10 protein-coding genes and 1 riboswitch are annotated in these 11,887 nt (G+C 58.8%); of the genes, 7 read left to right on the top strand and 3 right to left on the bottom strand.

Annotated elements, in window-relative coordinates; all coding sequences use genetic code 11:
* Positions 1-346: 346 nt before the first annotated feature.
* Genes EN925_RS00740 through EN925_RS00750 form a run of 3 tightly spaced genes read right to left on the bottom strand, consistent with a single transcriptional unit; the run spans position 347 to position 4,805 of the window.
* Complete coding sequence (locus EN925_RS00740) at positions 347-1,402, bottom strand: hypothetical protein (RefSeq protein WP_063169411.1); 1,056 nt, start codon at positions 1,400-1,402, stop codon at positions 347-349.
* Positions 1,399-3,465 carry a hypothetical protein gene (locus EN925_RS00745; protein WP_063169412.1) on the bottom strand — a complete coding sequence of 689 codons (2,067 nt, stop codon included), beginning with the start codon at positions 3,463-3,465 and terminating at the stop codon, positions 1,399-1,401. The genes EN925_RS00740 and EN925_RS00745 overlap by 4 nt, the downstream gene beginning before the upstream one ends.
* Before the next feature lie 2 nt (positions 3,466-3,467).
* The gene (locus EN925_RS00750; protein WP_063169413.1) at positions 3,468-4,805 is read right to left on the bottom strand and encodes a metallophosphoesterase; all 1,338 of its coding nucleotides are present in this window, start codon (positions 4,803-4,805) and stop codon (positions 3,468-3,470) included.
* A gap of 491 nt (positions 4,806-5,296) precedes the next feature.
* On the opposite strand from EN925_RS00750, the gene EN925_RS00755 reads away from it, so the two are divergent.
* From EN925_RS00755 to EN925_RS00790, 7 genes are all read left to right on the top strand, one after another.
* A complete protein-coding gene (locus EN925_RS00755; protein ID WP_082826710.1) occupies positions 5,297-5,560 on the top strand; it encodes a hypothetical protein in 264 nt (87 codons plus the stop codon).
* Between the two features lie 317 nt (positions 5,561-5,877).
* A riboswitch (TPP riboswitch) is annotated at positions 5,878-5,994 on the top strand.
* A gap of 103 nt (positions 5,995-6,097) precedes the next feature.
* Positions 6,098-7,933, top strand: a complete 1,836-nt coding sequence (gene thiC / locus EN925_RS00765) for a phosphomethylpyrimidine synthase ThiC (protein WP_063169414.1) — start codon at positions 6,098-6,100, stop codon at positions 7,931-7,933.
* Positions 7,930-8,931: a glycine oxidase ThiO gene (gene thiO, locus EN925_RS00770; protein ID WP_063169415.1), complete on the top strand. Its 1,002-nt coding sequence runs from the start codon at positions 7,930-7,932 to the stop codon at positions 8,929-8,931. Before thiC ends, thiO begins: the two co-directional genes overlap by 4 nt.
* On the top strand, positions 8,900-9,097 hold the full coding sequence (gene thiS / locus EN925_RS00775) for a sulfur carrier protein ThiS (protein ID WP_024504260.1): 198 nt from the start codon (positions 8,900-8,902) through the stop codon (positions 9,095-9,097). Before thiO ends, thiS begins: the two co-directional genes overlap by 32 nt.
* A 1-nt stretch (position 9,098) precedes the next feature.
* Positions 9,099-9,872 carry a thiazole synthase gene (locus tag EN925_RS00780; protein WP_024504259.1) on the top strand — a complete coding sequence of 258 codons (774 nt, stop codon included), beginning with the start codon at positions 9,099-9,101 and terminating at the stop codon, positions 9,870-9,872.
* Positions 9,869-10,474, top strand: a complete 606-nt coding sequence (locus EN925_RS00785) for a thiamine phosphate synthase (protein WP_127371779.1) — start codon at positions 9,869-9,871, stop codon at positions 10,472-10,474. Before EN925_RS00780 ends, EN925_RS00785 begins: the two co-directional genes overlap by 4 nt.
* On the top strand, positions 10,465-11,280 hold the full coding sequence (locus tag EN925_RS00790) for a hydroxymethylpyrimidine/phosphomethylpyrimidine kinase (RefSeq protein WP_063169417.1): 816 nt from the start codon (positions 10,465-10,467) through the stop codon (positions 11,278-11,280). Before EN925_RS00785 ends, EN925_RS00790 begins: the two co-directional genes overlap by 10 nt.
* The last annotated feature ends 607 nt before the right edge of the window (positions 11,281-11,887 follow it).

Below are 11,887 nucleotides of genomic sequence, written 5' to 3' on the forward strand. Positions count from 1 at the left end.
CAAGGGAATCGCAAAACCGAATTGCAGGAAAACAGCGTCCAAATACCGCTAATCCTGCAATTCCAAAGCCGCTATCCGCCTCAATCAACAGGCCAGATCAATGGCTTGCGGATAGTTCACGGCCGACTCACTATTTCTATGCTGAACAGTCTCGCCTGAGTATATGTTTTAGCTAGTCGCTAATTAGACGGAATTCTGCCAGTCTGCATTCCCCCCTGATCTGATGTAGAGCAGCTTCCAAGTGGGAATTAGCCCCCCATCGACCGGATCGGGCGACACGAACATGCGCTGAAGGCTTGGCGGAACGGCTACTGGGACCATGATGCTACTCGAATGCAAGATAGTGTCAGAACGTCCCGGGAAGGCTGCAGGCAGGGGATGTCAGGTCAATCAGCCTATAGATATGATACCGCCCATTCGCTGAGACTTCACGATGGGCATAGGAGGTGGGAATTCTTGCCTTGAGATGGACGCGGCTGTCGGAGCAGGCGAGCACGGCAGCAGCGATGGCCTGAACCTTCGGGCCGCTGACAAAAACGTTCACCACCGCACGCGAGCCGAACCCGTCGAGATACGTCTCGAAAGCATCGAGGTGGGCCATCAGCCCGAAAGCCTGGATGTCGCGAACTTCGCCATCTTCGAGCCGGTGGGTTTCACGTACCTTGGCCACCTGTTGATCGAGCAAAGCATCGATATGCGCATTCTTGTCGCTTCTTGGGACGAGGAGCGAGATCCGTTCCGGACTGACGATATCGATCAATCCGTAGAATACGTCGGCATCTCCTCCGATCCCCACGAGCAGGACTTTCTCTTCGCCCATTCCTCCGCTGCCTTGAAGATGAGGGACGGTGACGTATCGGTCCAAGCCGCTGGAAAAATCCTCTTTGCCGATCGCGTTCCCGTAGATACCTTCGGCGTACCCGAATTCGAGAGACTGAATCGACATTTTCTTGAATGCCACCGCAATCAGCCATTGGATGTAGATTCGCGGCATCGTCGAGCACTCGACGAAAACCTTCCGCAGGCTTCCTTCGTATGAGCCACATGAAGCGGCCATCTGAGTGAGCAGGTGATCGAGGAGATTGATGTTCTTCTGATACTCGATGGAAGGCTCGAGGGTGATCACAGTCACTTCGACGCCCCATCGGGTACCCATAGCGATGAGCTTTCGCCGGTTTTCTTCGACGGCTGGGACGTTCGCTTCCTTCAGAGCAAAGTCCAGAACCACGATCTTGCCGACCTTCAGGTCAAGATGGTTTTCGAACGCGGCGAAACGCGTTTCCCATCCAAGCGCGACGATCGCGATATCTGCCTCCATCGTTTCGCAGGTACCTGCATCTCTCGCCTTCTCGGTGACGGCCAGATGGCCGAAGACTCGATACTCGACAGTTGAAGCGGTCATTCGAGATCGCTCTCGAAAAGCGAGTGCTGGAATTCGGTCTTGAGTGCGGGCCGCGCGACGAGCTCCTTAAACACCGAGTCGGCCCAGTCTTCTGGGAGCCGATGCCTGGTAAAAAGCAGGTCGACCATCCGCGCCGCAGGGATTGTGTTGATTTCGTACGGGCCGCGATAGGAGAACCCGAAGTAAGGTGCAAATCGCCGATGCAATCTGATCATCATCTCCTTCGATGCGGGGTCGGCGCGGTCCACCTCAAAGTTGCCGGCGGCGGAGACCTCCCGGATAAACCCATCCCTTTCCGCCCGACGCAGGACCTCGTCCAGTTTTCCGCTGGGTTGCTCCAGTCGGTTCACCAGCGAGCGCATTTCCTTTAGATCAACCCTGAAAATGCCTCTCTCTGTCGTTCCTAGAGCATTTTCTTCGGCAAACTCTGTCTGGAGGCGAGCGGTCAGGTAACCCAACGCCCGCACCATGCGCACGCTCTCTTCTTCGTACGGATGTGAAAGCGCCTGAAGTCCATCAAGCTTCCGTTGAGAGGCGGCGTTCACAGCCTGTCTCTGCTGTTCGAGATGAATCTGTAAATCCGAGTTGATGAATTCCACCAGTTTTCGTGGATCACTGGAACTCGGAACACTGCGGCGGAAGATCTCTCCCATTATATCAAGGAAATCGCGTATACAGACGTCGCTCAATGATGTGATGATCTGGTGCCCTACGTACGGGTAGTCATGCAGACGCAGCATCTGGCACGCTTTCAGAAAAGCCCATCCCTGTTTCCGGGCGATCGACCTCTTCAGATTTGAAGCATCCGCCTTGCTCATGGGCCGGCGCTTAATTTCCGGGTTCATGAGCGCGAGCGCCAGCCCTTCGGCATAAGGGCGCGCTTTTCGATCAAGAAGGAATTGCTGCTGATCCGCCGTCCTCAAATTCACGGAGAGGAATTCACGTGCTGCATCAGCAAGTGCCACAAGCTCTTCTCTGCCCTCGGAATGACCCGATATGATAACCCGCTCGATGATGTCATTGACGGAAAGCCGCCCCAGCCGGTTTTTGAGCGAAAACGCGCTGAGCGCATCGTTGCGCTCGAGATCACTCCGCAGATGGTCAGGAAGCGCATAGTACAGCCGAAGCGACGACACGTTCTCGCACAGCGTGGCGAACTCCCTCGGATCGACTGAATCAAGATTCTCGACGTCCCGGTCAGCATTCGAGAGCGACTGGCCGGGTATGATCGTCCGGATCGTGTCGTAGAGGCCGCCGATGTAGGCGAGGACCCATTTCACGTTGCCGCGCGTCTTTCTCACCAAGGTGTTCAGGAACTGCTGTTGGAGCGGTGTCAGTGCTTCACAGTCGTCAATCAGTATCTTGAAGAAGGGCGCCCTGTCACCGGCGAAAGATGGGCCATTTAAAAGTGGAGTGATCGCGGTCGCGACCTTGTTAATGATCGCGCCAGGGTCTGTTGCTCTGAAGCCGGTCGCTCCGGCATCGGCGGCAAAGAAGAACGCGTTGAAGCATTCGTCGACGTACCGGGTTATCCCACCCCGCAGCTCATCGATGCTGAAGAAGTCGAGACGGGCAGGTTGGGGTATGAAGTGCAGCACTTCGCGATGCAGTGCCAGGGCGACGTCCCTATCTTCGGAGGCCCGGTATTTCAAGTGGCCGTCGCGTCTGAGCTGGCCGATGCTCTCGAGCAGGCGTTCGACTATCTTCAGCTCCAGATAGTGAGAGAAGATTACGAATTGCCGCGGGATCACGGCGGCCGTGTCGAAGCGTATCCGCTCCGGAATGAGGTTCAGAACGGCGTTGTCGATTAGGGGCGAGAATGTCTCATTGAGCTGGAAGAAGACGCCATACCAAGCGAGCTTGCCGACTTGGTCCGAGAGACTTTTGTCTTCAAGAATATGGACTGTGGAAAGCGAGCGAAGAATGCTGGTCTTGCCGCTGCCTCTCGTCCCTGCGACGAAGACCGGCTTGGCGGCGGCAGAAATCAACGCCGACTTCTGACTGAACCACAGTATCGGGCGGCTTTCGTACTCGATCCTGTTGGGGCCGAACGGATTCTCCATCGCTATTCGTCCCTTACCTTAATGCGCCAAGCCGAGTTTGCCTTGGTGAGGCCGTCTATCTCGATGAAGCGCGCCGCTTGGAGCATCAGAAGAGAGTCTTCCAGATCTAGCCCGAGCTCGGCGGAGGCAGCAATCTCAGTGATCTCGTCCCAGAAGAGTAACCCATTCCCGCGCCTGGTGGCATGGTCGCGCAGTCGGCGCAGCAGGTCAAACGTGTCGTTGTTCAGAAAGGCCTTGCCGTTGGACATGGTCGAAATAAAGCAATGTTCGCCTTCCATGACCGTCCCGTCGGCGACATTGGTGCGGTAGGGTATAAGTCGGATGCCGACGAGCTCTCCCTGATCGGTCGTGAAGAAGACGAGCTCATTGAAACCTGACTGTATCTCTGGTGCTGAGATGCAGATCAATTTGCCGTCCGGAAACCTTGGATCGTTGACGATCTCGACCGGATCAGCATGTATGTGTCCATGCAGGTAGACGATAGGCTTGTTGCCCTGCAGCAGCTGAGTTCTGACAAATCCGCTGTTGAGCATCTCCGCGTATGGCGTAATGCGCGGAGTCTTTTGTGGCAGCAGATTGTGATGGCCGATTATGATGCCGTAACGCATGTCGGGCTGCTGGAGCAATTCCTGTAGGCCTGCAAGCATCTCACGCGAGATGTATGGCGTGTCCATCTGACCGTAATACTCGTCGTCGGACGCCTCCTTGTCTGGATCGCTGGGAGGTGTCGCGGGCGAATGTCCCGAGATGTCCGGCGAGCCGAGATCTAGAGGCTCTGTAGAAGGACTGAGTGCCTCGAGACGATCACGAAGGAACGCGGGAAGGTTTTGAAGCTCCCAACTGCCTATCGCTGTGTTGACGAGGATGAAGTTTGCGCCTGCGGATCCTGTCGGAAGTCTGAAGTGCACGGGTTGGTCCACGGGAACGGTCTGCCAACCCAAGCGGGCGGCTAAACTCGCCATTTCGCTGAATTTCTCAGTCGGTCCAAGTTCGCGCGCGTCATCACGGTTCACATCGTGATTTCCCGGTACGAATATCAACGGAAGCGCCTTTGAACTGCGTCCCTGTGCGCGGCAGAGCAACGTGAAATGCTGGAATGCCGAAGCAATGAAGGTCTTGTCGCCACGGCTCGTGAAATCCCCCATGAAGGCGATCGAATCCAAGGGCTTCGAAGTCGTCAGCCGCCGAAGTTTCGTCAAGACGGCACGCAGCGAAGACGCGCGTAGCTTCTGCGTTATTTTCGGAGCGAACTTGCTATCCTTGGCATCGATGTTGCTAGAGGAAGGATGCCAGTCCGGATAGTGAATATCGCCTACTTGAAGGATTCGCACCCGCCGCATAACTCGCCCCCCTGCCGAGAGCCATAGACTAATCCGTTCGCTTTTGCCAAGCGCGAACGATCATCCGCAGTGTCCTTAACGAGGTAGCCTGCACTTTTCGAGAATTGCCACGGCGGCTATTTTTCGGCTGTGAAGCACACGAGACCCGTGACGTGAGACCCAGTTGCTCAATGCCCAGTTGCTCAATGAGCTTTCTTACGAATAAGGGAGAATTTCCGCGGCCGGACTATCTCTGAGCGAGCGTGCATGACTGCCAACGGAAGGTCTTGCACGCACCCTTGCGATCTTGAGCAATGGTCGCCATGACTTTCTTCTTGCAGGCTTTTGAGTGGCCCAGCCTGCGATCACCAGACCCCACCGATTCTAAAGAGCGTGGCAGATGGGATAGTCGAGGTTGCCCGTGCACAGTCACGCTCAGGGCTTGCGCCGCCCAGAGGACACGCTGAAAAGGCAGATTGGGGCGCAAGCACGCCATTCACGAGAGGTTCGACATGAAGACCATGCAAGAAAAAGACATTCCGGCATTCGTACAAGCAGTTGTGGACGCCGGCTGCAAAATTTGCGCGATTGGCAACTTGGGATACGTCTTTGGCGATGCTGATTTCACGCCAGCGCAACGGAGGGCCGTCGAGCCACAGCTGCGTAGGATTGCTGAAATCTACGGCGAACGCGATCATCTCATGAACGAGATAGCTGTATATCTGCGGTCGATCGGACGCCATGTCGAGGTTGAGCCGAAGACAGGTATTTCCTGATGGCCGTGATCGCGAGAAGCCGTCTTCCAACCTCTGAATCCTAAAGGAGGTGACCCCCAAGGCCGTTCGTCACCTTCGACCAGAATAACCACATCCGTGACCGCCTGAGCTACTTGGTCGATACGCGCACATGGCCAATACAGTTTCTCCATCCTTCACGAAGCGAATGAGGCTTTGGCCATTCAGCCCCGGTCTACGGGGCGTGACTTGTCCCCGATGCATGCGCGAGCTCTCCGCCCGGCTGGCCGCCGGTCGTCGCCACCGGCCGAAGGCGCCCGAATGCGCTTGACAAGATAGCGTCAGCCCGTTCAACCTAAGGCATTCACCAGGGGAGTCCCGGCAAGGGGCTGAGATACTGCTGGCTTTCGCGGCGCAGTGACCCGTTGAACCTGATCCAGTTCATACTGGCGTAGGGACGGTGCAAGCGCTTTGCGGGAGTTTACGCCCGAGGTCCTGTTGCAGCAGGTCTACAGAAGCGTCTTTTCATCCTTCCGGCACAGAACTGGGTCTCCAATGCATGAGCAAAGGAGCCTCACGATGAATGCCCTCACCCCCGCCGTATCGACGGGACCACTGCCCGCCTCGCGGAAAATCCACAAGCCCGGCGTCCTCTACCCGCAGATCAGGGTGCCGATGCGCGAGATTTCCGTCCATCCGACGGCCGGCGAACCGCCCGTCACCGTCTACGATCCGTCCGGCCCCTACACCGATCCATCAGTCGAAACCAGCATCGAAAAAGGCCTTGCCCGGCTTCGCCACGAATGGGTCACGGCGCGTGGCGATGTCGAAGCCTATGACGGCCGCCACGTCCGGCCGGAAGACAATGGATTCGCCACCGGCGAGCGCCTGACACCGGAATTTCCGATACGCAATCGGCCGCTCAAGGCCAAGCAGGGCAAGGCGGTGACCCAACTTGCCTATGCGCGCGCCGGCATCATCACGCCAGAAATGGAGTTCGTAGCCATCCGCGAGAATCTCGGCCGCGAGGTGATGCGCGGCAAGCTGCAACGCGACGGCGAAGCCTTCGGCGCGGCGATCCCAGATTTCGTCACACCCGAATTCGTGCGCGACGAGGTGGCGCGCGGGCGCGCAATCATTCCCGCCAACATCAATCATCCCGAGAGCGAGCCGATGATCATCGGTCGCAATTTTCTGGTCAAGATCAACGCCAACATCGGTAACTCGGCTGTCACATCGTCGATGGCCGAAGAGGTCGAAAAAATGGTCTGGGCTATCCGCTGGGGCGCGGACACGGTGATGGACCTGTCGACCGGCCGCAACATCCACAACATCCGCGACTGGATCGTGCGCAATGCGCCGGTGCCGATCGGTACGGTGCCGCTCTATCAGGCGCTGGAAAAGGTCAACGGCATCGCCGAGGATCTGAACTGGGAGGTCTACCGCGACACGCTGATCGAGCAGGCCGAGCAAGGCGTCGACTATTTCACCATCCACGCCGGCGTGCGGCTGCACTACATCCCGCTGACCGTCGACCGGGTCACGGGCATCGTCTCGCGCGGCGGCTCGATCATGGCCAAATGGTGCCTGCACCATCACCGGGAGAGCTTCCTCTACGAGCATTTCGAGGAGATCTGCGACATCGCCAGAGCCTATGACGTCTCCTTCTCGCTCGGCGACGGCCTTCGTCCCGGTTCAATCGCCGATGCGAACGACGCGGCGCAATTCGCCGAACTGGAAACACTTGGAGAACTCACCAAGATTGCCTGGGCAAAGGACTGCCAGGTGATGATCGAAGGCCCGGGCCATGTCCCCATGCACAAGATCAAGCAGAACATGGACAAGCAGCTCGCAGTGTGCGGTGAGGCGCCGTTCTACACGTTGGGGCCGCTGACGACCGACATCGCGCCGGGCTATGACCACATCACCTCAGGGATAGGTGCCGCCATGATAGGCTGGTTCGGCACCGCAATGCTTTGCTACGTCACGCCGAAAGAGCATCTCGGCCTTCCCGACCGCAACGACGTCAAGATTGGCGTGATCACCTACAAGATAGCCGCCCATGCAGCCGATCTGGCGAAGGGCCATCCGGCAGCGAAAACCAGGGATGATGCCCTTTCGCGCGCGCGCTTCGAGTTCCGCTGGGAGGACCAGTTCAACCTGTCGCTCGACCCCGAAACCGCACGGTCCTTCCACGACCAGACCTTGCCCAAGGAGGCGCACAAGCTGGCACATTTTTGTTCGATGTGCGGGCCGAAATTCTGCTCCATGCGCATTTCCCACGACATCCGTGCCGAGGCCCAGAAGGAAGGCATGGCGGCAATGGCGGCAAAATACCGGGAGGGCGGCGATCTCTACATGCAGGCGGACGAGACTGGCGTACCGGTCGTGCCAGAGGCTCCCAAACCATCATGAGGGTGCTCGTCAAAGGGGCCGGCGTTGCCGGCCTCACCGTCGCTTTCGAACTCGCCGCCCGCGGCGCGACGGTCACCGTCGCCGAGATGCGGCATGGCCTTGGTGGCAACGCGTCGTGGTTCGCCGGCGGCATGCTGGCGCCATGGTGCGAGCGCGAAAGCGCGGAGCAGCCGGTGCTGGATCTCGGACGCGATGCTGCCGACTGGTGGGATGCGGTGCTGTCGGGTCAGGTGACACGGGCCGGGACATTGGTCGTGGCCGCGCCGCGTGATGCCGGTGAGCTTGACCGGTTCGCCAGTCGCACGTCAGGGCATCGGCGCGTCGATGAAAACGAAATTGCGCTCCTGGAACCCGACCTCGCCGGCCGCTTCCGGCGTGGATTGCTCTTCCCCGACGAGGCTCACCTCGACCCACGCCCGGCGATGGCGGCACTTCATGACAAGCTTGCGACCATGGGTGTCAAATTCCACTTCGGCTGCGACGCCCGGCCTGTTTCGGGATTCGCCCGTCAGATAGACTGCATGGGAATGGCAGCGGCCGATGACAGGCTGCGCGGTGTTCGCGGCGAAATGCTGATCCTTCGCACGCCTGATGTCTCGCTGTCGCGGCCGGTCCGTTTGCTTCATCCACGCTTTCCGCTTTATGCCGTGCCGCGCACCGATCACCGTTTCATGATCGGAGCGACGATGATTGAAAGCCAGAGCGCCGGACCGGTGACGGCGCGTTCCATGATGGAGCTGCTGGGCGCCGCCCATGCCCTCCATCCGGCCTTTGGTGAGGCCGAGATCGTTGAAACCGGTGTGGGTGTCCGTCCGGCATTTCCCGACAATTTGCCACGCGTCGAAACAGACGGTGAGATCATCGCGATCAACGGTCTTTATCGTCACGGTTTTCTCCTCGCCCCCGCCATGGCGCGCCAGGCTGCCGACCTGGTTTTCAGTCAAGACAGAACCAAGGAGCATGCTCATGAAACTGATGGTCAACGGCGAGGCGCGTGAGATTGCCGCCACCACGCTGGCCGAGTTGCTTGCCGCGCTCGACTATGAGGGCGATTGGCTCGCCACCGCCGTCAACAGCGACCTCGTGCACAAAGCCAACCGCGCGGAGTTCCAGTTGAGCGACGGCGACCGGATCGAAATCCTCTCGCCCATGCAGGGCGGCTAGCATGTTGGAGCTTTATGGAACCGAGCTTTCGTCGCGCCTGCTTCTCGGCACGGCTCAGTATCCTTCGCCGGCCATCCTTGCCGATGCAGTCAAGGCATCGGGCACGTCGGTGGTGACCGTCTCGTTGCGGCGTGAGATGGCGGGCGGTAGGGCCGGCGAACAATTCTGGTCGTTGATCCGCTCGCTGGGCGCCAGAACCCTGCCCAATACCGCCGGCTGCCTCTCCGTCAAGGAAGCCGTCACCACCGCGAAAATGGCGCGCGAGGTCTTCGGCACCAACTGGATCAAGCTCGAAGTGATCGGCAATCACGACACGCTACAGCCGGATGTGTTCGGTCTGGTTGAAGCCGCCCGCATCCTGTGCGAGGACGGCTTTGCGGTATTCCCCTATACCACCGACGATCTCGTTGTCGCCGAGCGGCTGCTGGAAGCGGGCTGCAAGGTCCTGATGCCGTGGTGCGCACCGATCGGTTCCGCCTTGGGACCGGTCAACATGACGGCGCTGCGCTCGATGCGCGGATATTTCCCTGGCGTCCCGCTGATTGTGGATGCGGGGCTCGGACGGCCGTCGCACGCGGCCACCGTCATGGAACTCGGCTTTGACGCCGTGCTCCTGAACACAGCGGTCGCCAAGGCGGCAGATCCGGTCGGCATGGCGCGTGCTTTCGGTAAGGCGGTCGACGCCGGTCGTGAGGCGTTCAGTTCGGGAATGCTCGAACCGCGCGACGTCGCCGTGCCATCGACACCGATGGTCGGCAGGGCCGTTTTTTCATGAAGCTCGATCCCTTCTACCTGATCGTCGACAGCGCCGCCTGGATCGAAAGGTTGGCGCCGCTCGGCGTCAAGCTGATTCAGCTTCGCATCAAAACCATGGATGAAACCGGGCTGCGCGCGGAGATCCGCAAGTCGAAGGCCTGGTGTGTCCAACACAAAAGCCAGCTCATCATCAATGATTATTGGCGCCTGGCAATCGAGGAAGGCTGCGATTTCGTGCATCTGGGCCAGGAGGATTTGCAAACGGCCGACCTCTCGAGGATACGGGCAGCGGGCGTCAGGCTCGGATTGAGCACGCATGATCATGTCGAGCTGGAAACGGCCATGTTTGCCGAGCCCGACTATGTCGCGCTCGGTCCGATCTATCCCACCACTTTGAAGAAAATGAAGTGGGCACCGCAAGGGCTAGAGCGGATCAGCGAGTGGAAGCGGCGGGGGGCGCCGATCCCATTGGTCGCCATCGGCGGCCTCAACCCCGACCGCCTCGACGGCGTCTTTGAGGCCGGCGCCAACAGCGCCGCAGTGGTCACGGACATCACGTTGAGCTTCGACCCCGAAGCGCGCACGCGAGAATGGATCGAAAAGACGGACCGATGGCGATGAGACGAGAACCGCATGTGCTTGTCGTTGGCGGATCAGATTCCAGCGGGGGTGCTGGAATAGCACGCGACATCGAGACGATCTCTGCCGTTGGCGTGCGCACCTGTCTCGCCGTCACAGCGCTAACGGTGCAAACGCACGACGCCGTGATCGAAATCCATCATTCGCCACCCAGCATGGTGGCCAATCAGATGTGTGCCGCGCTACAGGCCAACGACGTAGCCACAATCAAGATCGGCATGCTGGCGACTGCCAAGATCATTGTTGCCGTTGCCGCAGTGCTGCGCAAATTTCCGCAAGTGCCGGCAGTACTCGACCCTGTGCTGGCCTCCACCTCAGGCCGCGCACTTCTGGAAGCAGGCGCTATCGCTGCCATGAAGCGCGATTTGATGCCGCTTTGCTGCATTGTCACGCCCAACCTTCCTGAACTGGCGCTCCTTACTGGTTCCGAACCGGCTTCGGATGAGGACGGTGCGCTCCAACAAGGACAAAGACTGCAGGCCGTCGGCCCTCAGGCCCTGCTGATCAAGGGTGGGCACGCGTCGGGTCCCCGATCGGCCGATATTCTGTTACGCTCCGATCATGAACCCATCCACTTCGACACGCCGCGCCTTGCTATATCGATGCGCGGAACAGGTTGCATGCTGGCCAGCGCGATTGCGGCGCATCTGGCGAAGGCGAAGTCGCTCGAAGATAGCGTGCGCGAAGGCAAGCTGTTTGTGTTCGAGAAGCTTCAGAAATGCCGGCTGAATAATCACAACGTTCTGCGTCCAGCCAAGCAGACCCATTTTCCAGAATTTTTCCAGTAGCGAGACTGGAGGGCTACTGCTTCTCTATGCCATCCTTACAACGCGTTGAGTTCCACTGTGCCGTCCAGAATTATCTGTCGTTGTCCAGAATTAAGCCGGGCTTAGAACTGAAACGAACCCGCCGAAAGGTACGAGCGGCCCTCACTCGATAAGGGTTACCAAACCTATTCCTGTGGGCTACCAATCCGCGTGGTGGGTGGCCTTAGGTTACCAATCAGTGTGGCGTCCGGAATTATCTGCCTCTCTCCGGAATTAAGCCGAGATTAGAAGATCGGTGCGGTATTGCGCCCGGTCAAACCGTGTCGATTTGCGGCGTAGCCGACGTGTCTCACGCTTGGCGGCGTCGCACGCTGGTCCCGATTGTCGCCCGAATATCTGCCTACCGGCGACAGTGAATGCGCCAAGCTAGACCTTCGTCGATAGGGCGGCTCCGGTTTACCAATCCTGTCGTCCTAGGTTGACCAATCCGTTGTCGACCGTGAGCGGGTTTACCAATAAGGGCGGCTATATTCTGCGCAAACCCAATCACCTGATGCCAATCCAGAATTAATCGTCATTAAGGGCATTGGTAAACTCAGTCTGAAACCCCACCCTTAGCCAGAAAACT

The sequence above is a fragment of the Mesorhizobium sp. M7A.F.Ca.US.006.04.2.1 genome, assembly GCF_004022915.1.
In the GTDB taxonomy this organism is placed as follows: Bacteria; Pseudomonadota; Alphaproteobacteria; order Rhizobiales; family Rhizobiaceae; genus Mesorhizobium; species Mesorhizobium ciceri.